The following is an 18,252-nucleotide window of genomic DNA, read 5'->3' as shown; positions in this document are numbered from 1 at the left end:
GGCGCGGAGGATCGGGTCATGGCCGAGATCATCAACCTGAAGCAGGTCCGCAAGGCCCGCGAGCGCGCCGCCAAGGAGGCTCAGGCGACCGAGAACCGGGTCGTCTTCGGCCGGCCGAAAGCCGCGAAGACCCGGGAGGAGGCCCGCAAGAGCCTGGAGACCGCCCGGCACGAGGGCCACCGGCTGAAGACCCCCGACGGCGAGGCATGAGCCTGGAGGGCGGCCCGGCGCCGGGCCGTTTGCCCGAGGGCGGGCTGCTCAAGCGTTCCCTCGTCATCGCCGGCCACCGCACCAGCGTCTCCCTCGAAGCGGCGTTCTGGGAGGCGTTGCGTCAGCTCGCCGTGGCGCGGGGGCTTTCGGTCCAGGCGCTGGTCGGGCGGATCGATGCGGAGCGCGGCGAGCAGAACTTGTCGTCGGCGATCCGGGTGTTCGTGCTCAGGGCGGTGTGGCCGGGGGAGGGGGCTGATGTCGGCGCGAGTTCTTCGCCGATTTGACGTATCCGATGTTTTGCAAGTTTGCCAAGTAACGCGCGTCCCCCTCTCCCGTGTGGGAGAGGGGTTAGGCGTGAGGGTGCTACGGCTCCGCAGAACATTCGGACTATTCCGCCGCCAGCACCACGCTCAGCGATTTACACTGAAGCGCGTCAAACTGCGCGATCTTCGATCGCCCCTACCCTCTCCCACACGGGAGAGGGGATCCCCCGCATTTATGAATATGCACAGACGCATATATCACCCATAGATGTTCAAAAGTCCTTCTCACACCGGCCACGCGAAACTCGCGAAGCCCGGCTTCTCGACCTCCACCGTCCTTCCCCCAGCGGACACCGTCTCCCCCGCCGCCAGCGCCTCGCCGAGCCGGTCGATGCGCAGCATCGCGAGCCCCCGCGACCCGGCCCCGCCGCCTGTCTGGCCGAGGCTGCGCTCGCCGGCCGTGACCGGCTCGCCGGCCGGCGCCGCCTCCCCGTCGCGATAGACCACCGGCACGACCCGGGTGCGGGCAGTGCCGCGGTGCTGCATGCGCGACACCACCTCCTGGCCGACATAGCAGCCCTTCTTGAAATCGACACCGCCGAGCTGGTCCATCAACGCCTCGTGCGGGAAGGCGTCGCCGAGCGGGAAATCGGTGCCGGCCTCCGGCACGCCGAGGCCGATGCGGTGCGCCGCATAGGCCGCCGCGTCGGCATCCGCCGCCGGGGCTTCGCCCTCGGGTGCGTAGAGCCGCCAGCCGAGATCGGCGAGGCGCCCGTCGCGCAGGGCGGCCGGCGGGGCCTCGCTCTCCCAGCCCGCCGCGACGGCGAGCGGACGGGTCTCGACCGTTACCTTCGCCCGCAATCGGTAGAGCGTCAGGCGCTTGAGGAGATCGGGCGCCTTCTCGCGGGCGACATCGAGGTGGAAGCCGTCGGGCGTCCGGCTCACGAGGAAATCGAACAGGATCTTGCCCTGCGGGCTCAAGAGCGCGCCGAGCCGGGCTTCGCCCTCCGGCAGGGTCTCGACGTTGCAGGTCAGGAGCCCCTGGAGGAAGCTCGTCGCGTCGTCGCCGGTGACCGCCACGACGGCACGGTTCGGCAGGAGGGCAAGCGGCATCGGGGGTCCTTTGCTTGAACCGGGGGCGGGGCTGACATAAGCCGCCTGCGCCCGGCCCTCAATCGCGGTCCAGGGGCGAACGAGGAATGCGACCGATGAGCCAGAGCTTCGACCTCCTCCTGCGCGGCGGCACCGTGGTCAACCACGACGGCGAGGGTCTGGCCGATATCGGCGTCACGGCCGGGCGTGTCGCCGCCATCGGCGACCTGTCGCAGGCGTCGGCCGGCCGCACGCTCGATTGCCGCGGCCTTCACCTCCTGCCCGGCGTGATCGACAGCCAGGTGCATTTCCGCGAGCCGGGCCTCGACCACAAGGAGGACCTGGAGACGGGATCGCGCGCCGCCGTGATGGGCGGCGTGACCACGGTGTTCGAGATGCCCAACACCGTGCCGCAGACGACCGATCCGGGCGCCCTCGACGACAAGCTGAAGCGCGCGCATCACCGGATGCATTGCGACTTCGCGTTCTGGGTCGGCGGCACGCATGAGAACGCCCGCGACGTGGCCGAGCTGGAGCGCCTGCCGGGGGCGGCCGGGATCAAGGTGTTCATCGGCTCCTCCACCGGCTCGCTCCTCGTCGAGGACGATGCCGGCATCACCGAGATCCTGAAGCGCACCCGCCGCCGCTCGGCCTTCCACGCCGAGGACGAGGCGATGCTGCGCGACCGCAAGGGCCTGCGGGTGCCCGGCGATCCGTCGTCGCACCCGGTCTGGCGCTCGCCGGAGGCGGCGCTGAAGGCGACCGAGCGCCTGGTGCGCATCGCCCGCGAGACCGGCGCCCGCATCCACATCCTGCATATCTCCACCAAGGAGGAGATGCGCTACCTCAGCCAGCACAAGGACGTCGCGACCTGCGAGCTGACGCCGCACCACCTGACCCTCGACGGCGACGAGGCCTATGCCCGCCTCGGCACGCTGGTGCAGATGAACCCGCCGGTGCGCGGCGCCGACCACCGCGACGGGCTGTGGTGGGGCCTGTCGCAGGGCGTGGCCGACGTGCTCGGCTCCGACCACGCGCCGCACACGCTGGAGGAGAAGCGGAAGGCCTATCCCGACTCGCCGTCGGGCATGACCGGCGTGCAGACCCTGGTGCCGGTGATGCTCGACCACGTCGCCGCCGGCCGGCTCTCGCTGCAACGCTTCGTCGATCTCACCAGCGCCGGCCCGAAGCGCATCTTCGGCATCGCCCGGAAAGGCCGGCTGGCAGTGGGCTACGACGCCGACGTGACGGTGGTGGATCTGAAGCGCCGCGAGACCATCACCAATGCCTGGATCGCCTCCAAATGCGGCTGGACGCCCCATGACGGGCGCGAGGTCACCGGCTGGCCGGTCGGCACGGTGGTGCGCGGCCAGGCGGTGATGTGGGAGGGTGCGCTCACCGAGCCGTCGCGGGGTGAGGCGGTGCGGTTCGAGGAGGGGTTCCCGGCGCGGGGGTGAGGCGCGCTGGCCAACCCTCCCCCCCTCTGCGGGGGAGGGTGGCCTGCGGAGCAGGCCGGGAGAGGGGCAGCGCGACGCTGATTCAGAGGGCGCCCGTCAGAACGGTTCCGCCTCACCCGGAAGCGTGGTTCCCCTCTCCCGCCCGGCTCCGCCGGGCACCCTCCCCCGCAAAGGGGGGAGGGTTCGAGCGCGAGCAATCTACCCCTCCATTCCACCCACCACCCTTGGCTCCGGCGCACTTCTCGTATAGGAGCGCCCGGAATTGGAGGTCCGGACGCGTCCGCGTGCCGGCCGTTGCCACGTTGGCGGCCCGAACAGGGCCGGCCCGGAAGCCCGATGCAGACCGTCCTGATCGTCGTCCACCTGATCATCGTCCTCGCCCTGATCGGCGTGGTGCTGCTGCAGCGCTCCGAGGGCGGACTCGGCCTCGGCGGCGGGGGCGGCACGCAGGGCTTCATGACCGGCCGCGGCCAGGCCAACGCGCTGACCCGCGCCACCGCGATCCTGGCGGCCCTGTTCTTCACCACCAGCATGATCCTGGCGATCATGTCGCACCGGGGCGCCGGCCCGCGCTCGATCTTCGAGGGCACCGGCACCAAGGCGCCCGCGGGCCAGACCGGCGCCCCGCCGGCCGGCAACGTCCTCGACCAGCTGCGCCAGCAGCAAGGCGATGCGCCGGCGGCCCAGGCTCCTGCCGCGCAGACCCCGGCGACTCCCACTCCGGCAGCGCCCGCCGCTCCGGCCGCCCCCACGGCGCCCCAGTCCCGCTAAGGCATCGCGCGAGCGACGGCGGCGCATCCGCGCCGCCCCTCGCAGTCCCGAGAAAAATCCTGTGAGTCCGGCCGGCCCTGCCGCCCGGACATGTCCCCGTTGAGCTGGCGGCGTTTGGCAACACGGCCGCGCCTGTGTATGGAGCAAGTCCCATGACGCGGTATGTTTTCATCACCGGCGGCGTGGTCTCCTCGCTCGGCAAGGGTCTCGCTTCCGCCGCCCTCGCGGCCCTGCTCCAGGCCCGCGGCTACAAGGTCCGCCTGCGCAAGCTGGACCCCTACCTCAACGTCGATCCGGGCACGATGAGCCCGACGCAGCACGGCGAGGTCTTCGTCACCGACGACGGCGCCGAGACCGATCTCGATCTCGGCCATTACGAGCGCTTCACCGGCGTGCCGGCGACGCGGGCCGACAACATCACGACCGGCCGGATCTACCTCGACATCATCACCAAGGAGCGGCGGGGCGACTATCTCGGCGCCACCATCCAGGTGATCCCGCACGTCACCAACGCCATCAAGGAATTCGTCCTCGACGGCAACGACGCCTACGACTTCGTGCTGGTCGAGATCGGCGGCACCGTCGGCGACATCGAGGGCCTGCCGTTCTTCGAGGCGATCCGCCAGCTCGGCCAGGAGCTGCCCCGTGGCACCTGCGCCTACGTCCACCTGACGCTGCTGCCCTACATCCCGTCGGCCGGCGAGCTGAAGACCAAGCCGACCCAGCACTCGGTGGCCGAACTCCGCTCGATCGGCATCCAGCCCGACATCCTGCTCTGCCGCTGCGACCGCGCGATCCCGCGCGAGGAGCGCCGCAAGCTGGCGCAGTTCTGCAACGTGCGCGAATCGGCGGTGATCGAGGCCCGGGACGTCGGCACGATCTACGAGGTGCCGCTCTCCTACAAGGAGGAGGGCCTGGACCGCGAGGTGCTGGCGCATTTCGGCCTTGAGACCGGCCCCGAGCCGAAGCTCGACCGCTGGCGCGACATCGTCGGCCGGATCAAGAGCCCGGAGGGCGAGGTCTCGATCGCCATCGTCGGCAAGTATACGGGCCTCAAGGACGCCTACAAGTCGCTGATCGAGGCGCTGAGCCACGGCGGCATCGCCAACCGGGTCAAGGTCAACCTGGAGTGGATCGAGGCCGAGGTGTTCGAGCGCGAGGACCCGGCGCCGTTCCTGGAAGGCCTCAACGGCATCCTGGTGCCGGGCGGCTTCGGCCAGCGCGGGGCGGAAGGAAAGATCCGCGCCGCCCGCTACGCCCGCGAGCGCAAGATCCCGTATTTCGGCATCTGCTTCGGCATGCAGATGGCGGTGGTCGAGGCCGCCCGTTCGCTGGCCGGCATCGCCGACGCCAACTCGACCGAGTTCGGCCCGACGCCGGAGCCGGTGGTCGGCCTCTTGACCGAGTGGATGCGCGGCAACGAGCTCGAGCGCCGCATCGCCGAGGGCGATCTCGGCGGCACGATGCGGCTCGGCTCCTACACGGCGGCCCTGGAGCCGGATTCGCAGATCGCCAGGATCTACGGCGGCACCCGCATCGCCGAGCGCCACCGCCATCGCTACGAGGTCAACATGGCCTATCGCGAACGGCTGGAAGCCAAGGGCATGCGCTTCGCCGGTCTGTCGCCGGATGGCTTGCTCCCCGAGACCGTCGAGGTGGCGGGCCATCCCTGGTTCATCGGCGTGCAGTTCCACCCGGAACTGAAGTCGCGCCCGTTCGAGCCGCACCCGCTGTTCCAGAGCTTCGTCGCCGCGGCGATCGAGCAGAGCCGGCTGGTCTGACGACCACGGCCCGGGCGCACGGCCCGGGCGGATGCCGTCCGGGCCACATCGGGGCCGCCCGGAGAGGCCCGAACCACCATGCGTTGATCGGCGGGCATCGCGCCCGCCCCGCGGCGCCGATCGACCGCGACAGCGATACCGACCCACGGTATAGGTTGCCCGACAACCGACCGTCCGGCCTGGGGCCGGACCCGGCACGGGAACCTGACAGGCATGGGACGAGGTATCGGTGATGCGTGAGATTCCCCTGGCGGCGATCCGGGCCCGCGCCTACGACATCTGGGAGCGCAACCACCGCCCCGCCGGGTTCGAGATCCAGTTCTGGCTGCTCGCCGAGCGCGAGCTACGGGCCGAGATGGAGAGCCGGCGCGACGCCGATGCGGCGGAATCCCAGATGGGGCAGGGGCAAACGGCCGCCGGGCAGGCCCAGATGGCCCAGGGTTCGCGCAGCAACCGGGCCGAGACGGTCGAGGGCTGAGCGCCCGCCCCGATCGTCAGGGGATCGTCAGCGGGCCGCCATCCGGGCGCCTGCCCGCAGGAAGCGCTGGGGATCGACCGGCTCGCCGTCGATGCGGGTCTCGTAGTGCAGGTGCGTCCCGGTCGAGCGGCCGGTGGAGCCGATCCGGCCGACCATCTGGCCCGCCGCCACCGCCTGGCCGGGCACCACCGTGATCGCCGAGAGGTGCGCGTAGCGGGTCGCGAGGCCGTGGCCGTGATCGACCTCGACCATGTTGCCGTAGCCGCCGGAATAATCCGCCATCGTCACCGTTCCGGCGGCGGTCGCCCGCGCCGGGGCGCCGTATTCCGACCTGAGGTCGATGCCGGTATGGAGGGCGAGGCCGCGGGTGAAGGGGTCGGACCGGTAGCCGAAGGTGCTCGACAGTCCGCCATCGACCGCGACCGGCCGGCGCAGCGGCAGGGAGCCGACGATGCGCCGCAGGGCATCGCGCTCGCCGAGGTCGCGCTGCGCCTGCAGCACCGCGGTCTCGAACGGTCCCGATCCGGCCGGCACCAGCGGGCCGCCGATCCCGCCGCCGCGGCGGTCGGCGAAGCGCCCGCCGTCGAGACCGGTCTCGGCCATCACCCCCCGCAGGCGCGCCGCCTCGCTGCGGCTGCGGGCCGCGAGGCGCCCGACCACCAGGCTCTGGCGCGCCTCGAACCCGTCGAGGGCGTGGCCGAGCGCCGTCATGCGGGCGCTCACCCCGGGAGCGGGGAGGCGCGCGCCCGTCTCCGCCTCGGTGCGCAGGCCGAGGGATTCCGGGGTCGGAGTCGGCGCGGGCGCGCGGGCGGGCAGCGGGCGGGCAGGCGGCAGGGCGGACAGGACGCCGTCCTCGTCCGTCGCCCCGCCGGCCCCGCCGGCCTGCTCGGCGAGGCCCATCAGCATCGCCTGGCGGCTCTCCAGCGCCACCTGGCGGCCGGCGAGGTCGGCAAGCCGCGTCTCGACGCCGTCCTGTTCGAGGAGCTTCTGCGTCGCCACCCGGTCGAGCCGCGCCCGCAGGGCGCTGACCCGTTCCTCGTAGGCGTATTGCATCGCCGCCTGGCGCTCCATGAACCGGGCCAGGGCCTCGTCGCGAAACACGATGAACCAGGTCGCCGCGCTCGCCCACAGGGCGAGCGTCCCGAAGGCCAGGGCCGCGATCACCAGGGTCCGGCGCCGCACCACCCAGACGCGCTCCGCCGCGCCGGACGGGCGCGAGGCGGGCAGCCGCGCGGGCTCGGAGCGGAGCTGGGCCAGGAGGTCGGGGCGGGAGGAGAGCATCGGCGCGGTCCGGTAACCTGAGCCGAACCGTCGCGGGTTAAGGTTAAGGATGTCTCAAATGCGGGGTCCGATCCCTGTCCCGTCACGGCATCACGATGTCGCAACGGAAGGGGCGGCCGGGCCGTCCGGCGCCCGCCCGCCTCCGGCTCGCGCGCGTCGTCCTCGGAGCGCCCCGTCGTCAGAGGGCCTTGGCGGCCGCCAGCACCGCGTCGGCGTGGCCCGGTACCTTCACCTTCGGCCAGACCTGGGCGATCGTGCCGTCGCGGTCGATCAGCACCGTCGTCCGCTCGACGCCCATGTACTTGCGGCCGTACATGCTCTTCTCGACCCAGACGCCGTAGGCCTCGAGCATCGCCTTGGTCTCGTCGGAGGCCAGCGGGAAGCCGAGCCCGTACTTCTCCCGGAACTTGTCGTGGCTCTTCATCGGGTCGGGCGACACGCCGATCACCACCGTGTCGGCCGCCGCGAAGGCGTCGGTCAGGGCGTTGAAGGCCTGGGCCTCCAGGGTGCAGCCGCTGGTGTCGTCCTTGGGGTAGAAATACAGCACCGCCTTGCGGCCCTTCAGGCCGGCGAGGCTCAGGGTCTCGCCGCCGGTCGCCGGCAGGGAGAAGTCGGGGGCGGGGTCGCCCGGGTTCAGCGCCATCGTGCCTTCCTTTCGGCCGATTGATGGTGTGCCTCTGGGTGAGGCGCCGCGGCGGCACGGGACCGGCCCGGCGCGCCGTCCGACGCCTTAGCGGCAGGACGTTACCCTCCGGTCACCGGACCGGGCAATCATTGGCGGAGGCCCCAGGCACCCGGATCCCCGGGGCCGGGTCCGGAACGGCGGCGCCCGCGGGCGCCCGGAGTGGCGGCGCACGCGTGACGACAGGTCGAGCGACACCAGGACACGCCACGCCCCCGGGGGAGCACACGGTGGGGGACCATGCGGGCGAGCCGGCCTGTGCCGTGCCGGCCAAGCTGCGGCGCTCGCTCCTGCGGACCTGCATCCGCGGCGTGCTGTTCCTGAAGCTCGCGGCCGTGCTCCTCCTCCTGACTGGAATCGGCCTCGCCTACCTGCGCCTGGCGAGCGGCCCGATGAGCTTCGCCTGGCTCGAGCCCCGGGTGGCGGCGGGCATCGCCGAGCGCCTCGGACCGGGCTGGAGCGCGAGCCTGCACGACAGCGCCATCGAGATCGACCGCGACGGCGCGCTGGCCCTGCGCACTTCCAATCTCGACATCCGCAACCCGGAGGGCGACCTCGTGGTGCGGGCGCCGCTCGCGGTGGTCGCCATCGACCTGTGGTCGCTCTTCGGCCTCTCGGTCCAGGCCCGCTCGGTCGAGTTCCGCGACCTGCAGCTGCGGGCGCTCCTCCACCACGACGGGTCCATCGCCTTCGCGGCCTCCAACGACCCGGCCGAGGCCAAGCCCCATACACCCCCCGCGGTGGTGGCCGCCCGCGGCACGGTCTCGCCGGTCTCCGCCACGGTGGCGTCGATCCTGAGCGTGGTCCTCGATCCGTCGGGGGTGATCGGCAGCCTCGACCGCGCCCGCCTGACCAATGCCCGCCTGACCCTGCTCGACGAATCCGGCGCCGAGCGGGTGGTGTTTCCGCGGGTGGACGGCCTGTTCAGCCGCGACGCGACCCGGCTGGCCCGGGTGTTCGAGATGCGCATCGTCGGCCCGCACGGGGCCTGGCGCTTCGGCGGCGACGTCGAGGAGGCCGCCGATGGCGGCCGCCACGGCGTCCTCACCCTCGACGACCTGCCGGCCCCCGACCTGCTGCTGCTCTCGGGCCAGTCGCGCCTGCCCCTCACCACCGACCTGAAGCTGTCCGGCCGGGCCCAGGTGGCGATGCACGGCGCGCGCCTCGACCGCATGACCTTCCGGCTCGCCACCAGCGAGGGCAACCTCCTGATCGAGGAGAAGGACTTCAACCCGGTGACGATCGAGGCGGTGACGGTCGACGCCGCCTGGGACGAGGCCCTCCGGACCCTGAAGGTCGAGTCCCTCGATTATCGCGGCGGCGGCAACCGGGTGCGCCTCGCCGGCGAGTGGGCGGCCCCTGCCGATGGCGGCCCGGGCTGGACGGCCGCCCTGTCGGGCACCGATGCGGTGCTGCGCGGCGCGGCCCCGGGCGACGCGCCGGTCAAGATCGCCAAGGTCGATGCCCGGCTCACCGGCCGCGACGGCGGCGTGCAGATCGACGGCCTGACGCTCGCCGGCGAGGGGGTGCGCGGCACGGTCAGCGGCACGCTCGGCACCAAGGCCGACGACGGCGGCCTGACCCTGCGCATCACCGCCGAGCGCACCGACGGGCGCGCCGCCCTGCGGCTCTGGCCCGAGAACGTCGCGCCGCCGATCCGGGCCTACCTCGTCGACAACCTGCGCACCGGTCGGCTCGACAGCCTCGACATCCTGGTCGACATGAGCATGGCCGAGTTCGCCGCCGCGACCCGCGGCGAGCCGATGCCCGACCAGGCGGTGCGGATCGCCTTCGCGGTGAGCGAGGGCGGGCTGACGATCTCGTCCGAGGCTCCGCCGCTCTCCCGCGCCCGGGTCTCCGGCCTCGTCACCGGGCGCAACACCACGATCCGCGGCGCCACCGCGGAGATCCGGATGCCGGACGGCCGGGCGCTCAACCTTCAGGACGGCTCCTTCGTCATCAAGGACGCGGTGCCCCACGACGTCTCGGCCCAGATCGGCCTGCGCCTGACGGGCGGCGCCGACGCGCTCGCCTCGCTCCTGCAGACCAAGCTCTTCCGCTCCCTCGCCGGCGCCGAGATCGACCCCGCGACCCTGCGGGGCCAGGCCGACCTGCGCATCGATTTTCCGCTCTCCCTCGAGGCGGTGCCCGACATCGCCGATCTGCCGGTGACCCTGAGCGGCAGCCTCACCGACATCGTCGCCGACCGCATCGTCGGCAAGGAGCGCCTCGAGAACGGCCGCTTCACGGTCGCCTACGACCGGGGCGGCTTCAGCCTGAAGGGCGACGGCCGCCTCGCCGGGGCGCCCCTCACCGTCGATTTGCACCAGGCCAAGGCCGGGGCCCCGGGCGAGGCGGTGGTGACGATGGCCCTCGACGACGCGGCCCGGGCCCGCAAGGGCCTGCCGACCGCGCCCCAGCTCGCCGGGCCGGTGAATGCCCGCTTCGTCGTGCCGGTCGGCCGGCCGGGCAAGGCTCCGATCCGGGTCGAGGCCGACCTCGCCCGGGCGAGCGTCGACGGGCTCCTGCCGGGCTGGACCAAGGCCGCCGGCAAGCCCGGCCGCCTGACGCTCGCCCTCACCGAGACCCCGCAGGGCAGCGAATTGCGCGACATCGCGCTCGATTCCGGCCAGGTCCAGCTGCGCGGCAGCGCCTTCCTCAGCGCCGAGGGCGGGTTCGAGCGGGCCGACCTCACGAGCCTCAAGCTCTCGCCGGGCGACGACATCCGCGCCCAGGTCGAGCGCAGCGGCAACGGCTACCGGATCACCGCCAAGGGCGGCGTCGCCGATGCCCGCCCGTTCCTGCGCGCCATGACGGCGCCGCCGCGCAAGGGCGGGCGGGACGCCAATCCCCGCGACGTCGAGGCCGATCTCAGCTTCGCGATCCTCACCGGCTTCAACGACGAGGCCCTGACCAATGCCAGCCTGAAGCTGTCCCTGCGCGGCGACGACCTGCGCCAGGCCCGCATCCAGGGCCGCCTGCGCTCGGCCGGGGTGAGCCTGGAGGTCGGGAAGCCCGACCGTTCCAGCCCGCCGGTGCTCAACGCCGAGACCAGCGACGCCGGGGCGGCGCTCCGCTTCCTCGACATCTACAAGCGCATGCAGGGCGGCTTCCTGTCGCTGCAGATGGGCATGAACGACGGGCCGCAATCGGGCCTCGTCCAGATCCGTTCCTTCGCGCTGCGCAACGAGCCGGCGCTCGGCCGGATCATGGCCCAGAGCGAGGAGGGCACCGACCGGCGCAGCGACGCCAACGACGTCGGCTTCGACCGCCTGCGCGCCGCCTTCCAGCGCACCGGCACCCGCGTCGCCTTCTCGGAGGCCGCGATCTCCGGCCCGGCGATGGGCTTCACCCTCGGCGGCTGGATCGACACCGCCAAGGACCGCACCGACATCGCCGGCACCTTCGTGCCGCTCTACGGGCTCAACAACGTGGTGTCCCAGGTGCCGATCTTCGGCCCGATCCTCGGCGGGGGCCACAACGAGGGCCTGTTCGCCATCAACTTCCGGGTCGCCGGCGCGATGAGCGCGCCCAACATCAGCGTCAACCCGCTCTCGGCGATCGCCCCGGGCTTCCTGCGCAAGCTCTTCGGCGCCGGCGGCGGCGATCCCACCACCGCGCAGGCCCCCCGCTAGACCCCGCCGCGCCGCCCCGGACGCCCGCCAATTCGGGGTGGACAGCGCTCGGGCGAGACCGTATGACGAACCCGCTGCGGGCGTAGTTCAGTGGTAGAACGTCAGCTTCCCAAGCTGAATGTCGTCGGTTCGATCCCGATCGCCCGCTCCACTCCTTTTCCATAACAGCTACAGGTGCTTGCAGGGGGTTCCTCAACCACCTCGCGCCACCCCCGAAAGGGCGGGATACAACGGGGATACAACGCGGAGCCCTTCGGCCTGTTGTATCTGCCGGCCAGGGAAGCCCTAACCACACCCCCAATCGGCCCTTGCCGGCACACCCCGGATCGCGGATCCTGCGCCCTCATCGGGAGCCCCCTGCCATGACCCTCAAACGGAAACGCCGCCTGGCCTGAGGCCAGCTACCCGCCGCCGGGATCCCCGCGCGGCCCGCGTTCTCCAGTTCGAGGGGGCCTGCCCCGATGCAGACTTATTTCACGAGCGACACCCATTTTGGGCACCAGGGCATCCTGTCGTCGCGGATGCAGAAGCCCCGGCCGTTTGCCTCCATTGAGGAGCACGACGAAGCCCTGATCGCGGCTTGGAATAACCGCGTGAGGCCCGACGACGAGATCTGGCACTTGGGCGATTTCGCCTACAACGCGAGCGCCGCCTACTGCCGGGCCGTGTTCGCCAGGCTGAACGGGAGGAAGCGCCTGGTGTGGGGCAACCACGACGCGTCGAGGACGAAGGGCCTGCCGTGGTACGACCAGCACGAGCGCGCCGAACCCGTGGTGGAAGGGCGTCGGCTGGTGCTCTCCCACTACGCGCAGCGGACGTGGAACCACTTGCACAAGGGCGCCCTGCACCTCTACGGCCACTCCCACGGGAGCTTGCCCGGCTGCGGGCGATCCCTGGACGTCGGGGTCGACTGTTGGGACTGGCGGCCTGTGCGGCTGGCCGAGATCCTCGAAGCGATGACGGTCGATGCGGCCCGGGCGGCCTCTCCGGTGGTGGTGGCCGCCCTGGCTGCAGCGGCATGAGCCGTGCGGGCCTAGGCCTCCTCGGGGATCCGCTCCCAGGCCCGGGCCCGCGCGTCCCAGTGGAATGCTGTCCCCTCGACACCGGTGGTCTCCCACCGGTAGCCGTGGGCGCCCGGCTCGCCGGAGATCTCGACGCGACCGACGGCGCCGTCCCATAGCCTGATGTCGGCGAGGATACGGCCGCCCGGTCGGCTCACAGCGACGATGGCGTCGGCATATGTTGGCACGCCAGGGGGCAGGATCGCCCCGATCGCGGCGTGGACGTCCGCGCAGTCCTGGAACGTCGGCTCGTGCCAGGCGGCCGCGGCGGCCTCCTCGCGCTCCTGCTTCTTCTGCCGGCGCTTCAGCGTCACGGGGCTCGGCGGGTCGATCACCCCCTCATAATGTGCCAGCAGGACCTTCTCCACGCCTGGCACCTCGGGCGCCGGGGCCGGGGCCCGCGCTGGGGCATCGAGGACGTGATCGACGTCCGAGAGCCCGATCGCGCGCTCGTATGCGAGCAAGTCCGCCGTCGGGCCGAGCTCGACGAGGGCGAGGTCCTCGGCCGAGGGGCCGGCCGCGGCGATGCGGCGGATCTGGTCATGCGAGAACAGCCGAAGCTTCCACTCCTCCCCCGGCGCCTGGCTGACGTCGACGCCCTGCGCCGCGAAGTGGCCGCGGACGTGGGCGGCGAGCGCCTCGTCCTGGCATTCCAGCCACAGCTGTGTCGCTCCGGCCTGTATAGCGGCCTGGCGTGTCGTCCAGAAGAAATAGCCCTGCAAGTCGGTGGCAGGCCGCAGATAGCCGCCGTCTCCGCTTCCGTACGAGCGACCGCGCCCGTTTGTCTCGATCCAGATCTCGTGTCCGGCCGTGTAACCGAGCCGCGTGCGTGTGAGGATGACGCGCGCGTTGTCCCGCGGTTTGCGCCCGGGCCATGCCGGGACCTCGACTACCGACGGGACGGCCCCCTTGGTGATCGAGGCGTTCCAGAGATCGTCGTGGGCGTCCGTGAACGCCGGATCGTGCAGAGACGCGTAGCTCTTGGAGAGGTGCTCGATCGCCGCGAGGTCCTCGGCCGTGAGCGGAGGAAGCGGCGGCTCGGGCGGCTCTGGCGTGGAGACCGACAGGATTACTGGCCGCGGCGGGGCCTTCATCTCCTCGGGCTCCTCGCCGAGGACGTCCCACAGGCTTCTCTGCCTGTCGTCTTTATCAATCCTTCTTGGCCGTGGGATACTTGCCATAGCCGCCTCCTTCATCGATTAGGCGTTCGGCGAGGTGCGCAGCATCCCACGCCAAGTTGTTGAGTTCCTTGGACCGCTCCATCAGCAGGTCGATGATGACGGGCGCGACCCAGCCGGGGATCGCACGATCGCCGGCTGCCCACCGCCTTACGAGGCGGGGGTCGATCTTTTCGCGGGCGCCCTCGGGATGATGGGGGCCTAAGACGCTCGCGAGCGGTAGCTTCCAATCGGGCCCGAGCAGCAACACGCCGGCCTTTTCCAGTGTTTGCCGATCCATGGTCACGTTCCCTCCGATGCGGCTCGGCGGCCTTCGGCGAAGCCGGCCTCGAACGCGTCGAGGAGCGCCATCACCGCGTACCAACCCAGACCCCGCGGGTAGCGGAATGCGAGCGTATCGTCGGTCGTGCGGTAGACCGCGATGTGCGGCGAGCCCCACGCCGGCGCGAGTGTGTAGGGCCGGCCGTTCAGGCCGCCGAGCGCCGCGATCTCGATGTACCCGCCTAACAAGGAGCGCTCGTCGTCGAGCTGACCCTGCGCGCACCAGATCTCGTGCGCGAGGTGCTCGCCGGCGGCGGCGCGGTCTATAAGGCGTTGGACGTGGAGGGCCTTCTTCCCCACGCGGGAGGACGAGAGGGCGACGTCCGAGAGCGTGCGCTCCGGCTCGGGTGATGGCGGGCACGCGTCGATGAGCTCCTGCAGAAGAGCGGCGATGCCATCGCCGGGGCGCAGGCAAGGGGGTGCGGTGGGAGTATGGGCGTTCACGGGCGGGCCCTTCGAGGCAGGGGGGGGAGGTGGCCGGGGGATTTGACCCCGGCCGGGAGGTCACTCGGCCGCGGCGAGCTCGGCGATCGGCAGGCCCGCGCGGATCGCGGCCAGCATGCGAACCATGGCGGCGATGTCGCCAGCCCCCTTCAGGACCTCGGGCGGCAGATCGATGCGGCCGGCCAGGATCGCCTTCTTTATGAGAGCCTTGCGCGCGGCCGTCGGCGTCAGCGGGACGATGTTGTTGGTCGCCGGATCGCGGACGTAGAGCCAGTACGTCCAGCCGTGGGCGCGCCTGTGGTGGTTCTCTTCTCCCTGCAGCACCGCATCGAGCCCGAACAGCTCTTCGGTCCCCCGGTCAGGCCCGTAGGACCCCGGCAGGTCTCCGGCCCCGCGGACGTCCTCTGGAACGGGGAGAGGCATCGTCTCGCGGATCACGCGCTCCCAGCCACGGCACCGGCGATCGTGCTTACCGAGCACGAACGTCGCGCAGGGCTCGACGTCGGGTTTGGGGGCCGGCCGCGCGGCGGCCCAGGCCGCACGCATCGCGGTTCCGATGTGCCGGCGGGCGCTCTCGCTCGCCGCCTCGGCAGCGGAGCGGGCCCGCGTCCAGGCATCACGAAGAAGGGCGGAGCGATCGATAGAAGCGGTAGCGGTGGTGGTGCTCATGGTCGGGTTTCCCTCGATATGGCTCGGCAGTGCCAAGCCATGTCCCTAATATTAGGGATCAGTGGGGCGGAATTCCAGGTGCAAAGTTGCCGCACCCGGGGTCAGTTGAATGAGATCCGGATCCCCTTGCGGCGGAGCTCGGTGTGCCGGGCGTGGGCGCGCTCGAAATGGCCCTGGAGCTCCTCCCGCAGGCGGATCCCTTCTTCAAGGAGCGGGTGCCCAGCGAAGCGGGTCTGCGTCACGAGCACGAGCCTCGCCGCGTCTCCGGCACAGCACGAGGCGAGCCGGCCCCAGTGGCGCTCTTCTTCCTCTGCGGCCAAGCGCCCCTTGAATTCGGGCACCCTGCGAGCCTCGGCCGCCATCTCGCGAGCGGCAATCACTGCCTCGGCGAGGTCGTCCACCACCCGGCCCGGCCCTGGAGGGACCGCGGGGGCGGGAGCTCCGGCCACCTCGGCCAAAAAGGGCGCGGCGGGGCGGCCTCCGCTCCGCCCTGGACTGCCTCGGGGGATTGGGGCACCTCGCCCTTCAGGATCGCGAGAGCGACGGGATGGATCGCCGCGACGCCGTGGTGCGCCCTGACGTAGGCGCGAACGACCTCGACCGGGACGCCTTCGTGACGGGCTTCCAGCCCGGATTCTTGGCCTGCCGATTCGTACTCGGCCAGCCCCGCCTTCGACCGCAGGCCGTCGCGGGCAAGGGCGAAGACGGCCAAGGCACCGTCGCGGCTCTCGACGCGGAGGCCGACACCGTCGCGGCAGACGACGCAGTTCGGCTTTGGATGTCGCGGCACAGGGGGGCTCCTAGAAGGGGATGTCGTCGTCGATATCGGAGGAGACCGGCATCGGCCGCCGCAGATGCTCGGCCCTGTGGCGATCGTAGGCGGGCCGGACCGCCTCCCCGAGGATGAGCGCCCAGGCGGACCAAGGCTCTCCGTTACCGGGCGAGAGGACGTACGCCCGGCAGGGCGCGCCGGCATCGAGCCGCGGCGCCACCTCGGCCGCCAGCTCGCGCGGGAGGTGACCCAGTCGGACACTGTTCCGCCACCAGACCTCGATGGCGTTCGCGTCGTTCTGATTGTCCGGCGCCCGGACGAGCACGATCCTGTCGCCGAGCGCGGGCGAGACCGGCTTCCCGGACAGCCCGGGCGTCCCGTAATCGTAGAACTGAAGACCCGCGATCGCGGTCTCCGCCCAGGGCTGTCCGATCCTAATCGAAATCAGCTCGTCCCAGAGTGGGGTCGTCTCGATCCCGGGGACATTCAAGTCGATGACGGGACGATCTGGCTTGTAGTCGGGCGCGCCACTGCTGAAGTCGATGCTGCTCATGGCCCTCTCCTTCAGAACGGGATGTTGTCGGGATCGTAGTCGACGGGAAGCTGCCGGGCGGGCGCCGGCTTCGGGCGCTCCTCCGCCGGCAAGTCGGCCCGGCACTCGTCAAGCGTCGAGGCGCAGTGGCGCTCGCAGAAGAAGTCGCGGTACCCGTCGTCCCGCAGGCCGACGAACACGCGGTAGGCCTCGCCGGGGCGGATCCCCCGGCCGGACGGGCAGTCGTCGCACGAGAGCGGCCTCCGGGCGGTGTGCCGGCGGACGACCCCGCCGTCCGCGGAGGACGGCTCTAGCTCGACGGGATCGCCGTAGACTTCGCGGAGGATGTCGTCGGGGATCACGCGGCGCCCTCCAGCACGAGGGCTTTCCGGACGCCGACTGCGGCCAGCAGGGCGCGCGTCGGCGCCTTGCGACCCAACAGCGCCTGCCCGAGGTCGTTTGCGTTGATACCCGCCGCCGTCGCGAACGCCTTCTTGCTGCCTGCCTCGACCACGCGCGAGCGCAGCAGCTCGACCGCCTCCGCCTCCGTCACGAAGCGCGGCACGGCCGCGCGTAATGGAAGAACCCCTCCGCTCATCTCATCCATCCGAGCATTCGTTGGCTGTTGGATCCTAATAGTAGCCTTGCCCTCCGGTTTTGCAAGTGCTCAAATGTGCACATCCGCAGAAAGCCGAAAAACGCCAAACTTTTTGGCGTTTTTCGAACCGAAGCGCCGGCCGTAATACTCGAATCGTTGGCGAATCATGAAAACGAATCACCCTCCGATCGATCTAGGACTTTCCTGGACGGCGCGTGGCGAGGCCATGCGCTACGGGCACCGCCTGGAGCTCTGGACGGCTGAGGGCGACACGACCGCGTTCTCGGCGGCGTGGAAGCGCGCGAAGCCGGCGATAGAGGACGTCGGCTACAGCTGGACGCGCCTCGGCAGCCAGCTCGCCCCCTGCTACTGGGGCCTCCCCGAGCCCGGCCCCGTCGAGCCGGCGCGCCGAGCCGTCGAGGCCGCCCTCGCCGAGGCGGCCGCCGAGCGCGCCGAGAAGGCCCGCCGAGAGGCCGATCGCATCGCGGCGGAGGTCGCCTCGTGCGCTCCGCGCGCGATACCGATTCGTAGCGACCTGACGGACGTGGTGCGCTCCCACGCGTGGCAGCTCGGGCGCCACCTCGCCTATGCGCGCACTCTCCTGGAGGATGCCGCCTGGCGCGAGTGGGATCTCCGCTCCGCCGAGCGGCTGCTCTCGAACGCGCGGGGAAACAGCGTCAGGGCAGCCCACCGCCTGGAGGGGACGGCCCTGCCGCACTGGCACGCCCGGGCCGCGGATCCCGCGGTGCGCGTCGCCGCTCTGGCGGCGTGTAGGCACCTGTCGAGCCTCGACACGGACTGGGCGTCGGACCGCAACGCGATCGGCTGGAGCTCCGCATCGTGTTGGGCCGGCCACAGCCTGTCGGAGCGCCGCGAGCTCGATCAGGGCGCGGCCGGGCACGCGCTGTCGCTGCTGCATCTGCACCGGCGCCAGTTGACCGATTCGCAGCGTCACGCGCTCTTCGGGGAGCCCGAAATACCCCTCCAGCCCGCCCTGGCGCTCTAGGCGAAGTTGAAGTTTGCAAAG

The 18,252-nt window shown here is 71.5% G+C and carries 20 protein-coding genes and 1 tRNA gene; 10 read left to right on the top strand and 11 right to left on the bottom strand.

Going from position 1 to position 18,252, the window contains the following annotated elements; translation table 11 throughout:
• Positions 1–18: 18 nt before the first annotated feature.
• Positions 19–210 carry a DUF4169 family protein gene (locus tag miv_RS00900; RefSeq protein ID WP_048431592.1) on the top strand — a complete coding sequence of 64 codons (192 nt, stop codon included), beginning with the start codon at positions 19–21 and terminating at the stop codon, positions 208–210.
• Positions 207–494, top strand: coding sequence for a ribbon-helix-helix domain-containing protein (locus miv_RS00895; protein ID WP_048431591.1), 288 nt, complete (start codon positions 207–209; stop codon positions 492–494). Before miv_RS00900 ends, miv_RS00895 begins: the two co-directional genes overlap by 4 nt.
• 264 nt (positions 495–758) lie before the next feature.
• On the opposite strand, the gene ygfZ is transcribed toward miv_RS00895, so the two are convergent.
• The gene (ygfZ, locus tag miv_RS00890) at positions 759–1,586 is read right to left on the bottom strand and encodes a CAF17-like 4Fe-4S cluster assembly/insertion protein YgfZ (RefSeq protein WP_207180924.1); all 828 of its coding nucleotides are present in this window, start codon (positions 1,584–1,586) and stop codon (positions 759–761) included.
• A gap of 95 nt (positions 1,587–1,681) precedes the next feature.
• On the opposite strand from ygfZ, the gene miv_RS00885 reads away from it, so the two are divergent.
• The 4 genes from miv_RS00885 (at position 1,682) to miv_RS00870 (ending at position 6,052) form a co-directional block, all read left to right on the top strand.
• The gene (locus miv_RS00885; RefSeq protein ID WP_207180923.1) at positions 1,682–3,022 is read left to right on the top strand and encodes a dihydroorotase; all 1,341 of its coding nucleotides are present in this window, start codon (positions 1,682–1,684) and stop codon (positions 3,020–3,022) included.
• A gap of 336 nt (positions 3,023–3,358) precedes the next feature.
• Positions 3,359–3,793 (top strand): preprotein translocase subunit SecG, encoded by a 435-nt coding sequence (gene secG, locus miv_RS00880; RefSeq protein WP_207180921.1) that lies wholly within the window; start codon positions 3,359–3,361, stop codon positions 3,791–3,793.
• Positions 3,794–3,945: 152 nt separating this feature from the next.
• Entirely contained in the window at positions 3,946–5,574 is a 1,629-nt protein-coding gene (locus miv_RS00875; RefSeq protein ID WP_207180918.1) for a CTP synthase, read from the top strand.
• A 232-nt stretch (positions 5,575–5,806) separates the two neighbouring features.
• Positions 5,807–6,052, top strand: a complete 246-nt coding sequence (locus miv_RS00870) for a DUF2934 domain-containing protein (RefSeq protein ID WP_058619564.1) — start codon at positions 5,807–5,809, stop codon at positions 6,050–6,052.
• Positions 6,053–6,079: 27 nt separating this feature from the next.
• On the opposite strand, the gene miv_RS00865 is transcribed toward miv_RS00870, so the two are convergent.
• Entirely contained in the window at positions 6,080–7,333 is a 1,254-nt protein-coding gene (locus miv_RS00865) for a M23 family metallopeptidase (protein ID WP_207180916.1), read from the bottom strand.
• A gap of 178 nt (positions 7,334–7,511) precedes the next feature.
• Complete coding sequence (locus tag miv_RS00860; protein ID WP_048431190.1) at positions 7,512–7,976, bottom strand: peroxiredoxin; 465 nt, start codon at positions 7,974–7,976, stop codon at positions 7,512–7,514.
• A 23-nt stretch (positions 7,977–7,999) separates the two neighbouring features.
• Here miv_RS00860 and miv_RS00855 point away from each other — a divergent pair, with 23 nt between their 5' ends.
• The 3 genes from miv_RS00855 to miv_RS00845 all read left to right on the top strand — a co-directional run bounded on the left by miv_RS00855 (position 8,000) and on the right by miv_RS00845 (position 12,672).
• Positions 8,000–11,650, top strand: a complete 3,651-nt coding sequence (locus tag miv_RS00855; protein ID WP_207180914.1) for a YhdP family protein — start codon at positions 8,000–8,002, stop codon at positions 11,648–11,650.
• Positions 11,651–11,726: 76 nt separating this feature from the next.
• Positions 11,727–11,801, top strand: a tRNA-Gly gene (locus miv_RS00850).
• Positions 11,802–12,111: 310 nt separating this feature from the next.
• On the top strand, positions 12,112–12,672 hold the full coding sequence (locus miv_RS00845) for a metallophosphoesterase family protein (protein ID WP_207180913.1): 561 nt from the start codon (positions 12,112–12,114) through the stop codon (positions 12,670–12,672).
• Positions 12,673–12,683: 11 nt separating this feature from the next.
• Here miv_RS00845 and miv_RS00840 read toward each other — a convergent pair whose 3' ends face one another.
• The 8 genes from miv_RS00840 to miv_RS00805 form a co-directional block, all read right to left on the bottom strand.
• Positions 12,684–13,805 (bottom strand): hypothetical protein, encoded by a 1,122-nt coding sequence (locus miv_RS00840; RefSeq protein ID WP_207180912.1) that lies wholly within the window; start codon positions 13,803–13,805, stop codon positions 12,684–12,686.
• 55 nt (positions 13,806–13,860) lie between these two features.
• On the bottom strand, positions 13,861–14,175 hold the full coding sequence (locus miv_RS00835; protein ID WP_425312954.1) for a hypothetical protein: 315 nt from the start codon (positions 14,173–14,175) through the stop codon (positions 13,861–13,863).
• Positions 14,172–14,654, bottom strand: a complete 483-nt coding sequence (locus miv_RS00830) for a hypothetical protein (protein WP_207180911.1) — start codon at positions 14,652–14,654, stop codon at positions 14,172–14,174. The genes miv_RS00835 and miv_RS00830 overlap by 4 nt, the downstream gene beginning before the upstream one ends.
• Positions 14,655–14,714: 60 nt before the next feature.
• Positions 14,715–15,323: a hypothetical protein gene (locus tag miv_RS00825; protein WP_207180910.1), complete on the bottom strand. Its 609-nt coding sequence runs from the start codon at positions 15,321–15,323 to the stop codon at positions 14,715–14,717.
• 101 nt (positions 15,324–15,424) lie between these two features.
• Positions 15,425–15,724 carry a hypothetical protein gene (locus miv_RS00820; protein ID WP_207180908.1) on the bottom strand — a complete coding sequence of 100 codons (300 nt, stop codon included), beginning with the start codon at positions 15,722–15,724 and terminating at the stop codon, positions 15,425–15,427.
• Positions 15,725–16,123: 399 nt separating this feature from the next.
• A complete protein-coding gene (locus tag miv_RS00815; RefSeq protein WP_207180907.1) occupies positions 16,124–16,648 on the bottom strand; it encodes an HIRAN domain-containing protein in 525 nt (174 codons plus the stop codon).
• An 11-nt stretch (positions 16,649–16,659) separates the two neighbouring features.
• The gene (locus miv_RS00810; RefSeq protein ID WP_207180906.1) at positions 16,660–16,989 is read right to left on the bottom strand and encodes a hypothetical protein; all 330 of its coding nucleotides are present in this window, start codon (positions 16,987–16,989) and stop codon (positions 16,660–16,662) included.
• Positions 16,986–17,234: a hypothetical protein gene (locus miv_RS00805; RefSeq protein WP_207180904.1), complete on the bottom strand. Its 249-nt coding sequence runs from the start codon at positions 17,232–17,234 to the stop codon at positions 16,986–16,988. Before miv_RS00805 ends, miv_RS00810 begins: the two co-directional genes overlap by 4 nt.
• A 217-nt stretch (positions 17,235–17,451) precedes the next feature.
• Here miv_RS00805 and miv_RS00800 point away from each other — a divergent pair, with 217 nt between their 5' ends.
• Positions 17,452–18,231 (top strand): hypothetical protein, encoded by a 780-nt coding sequence (locus miv_RS00800; protein WP_244748812.1) that lies wholly within the window; start codon positions 17,452–17,454, stop codon positions 18,229–18,231.
• The last annotated feature ends 21 nt before the right edge of the window (positions 18,232–18,252 follow it).

The organism is Methylobacterium indicum (assembly GCF_017347565.1).
In the GTDB taxonomy this organism is placed as follows: domain Bacteria; phylum Pseudomonadota; class Alphaproteobacteria; order Rhizobiales; family Beijerinckiaceae; genus Methylobacterium; species Methylobacterium indicum.
This window is presented reverse-complemented; position numbering and strand designations above follow the sequence as displayed.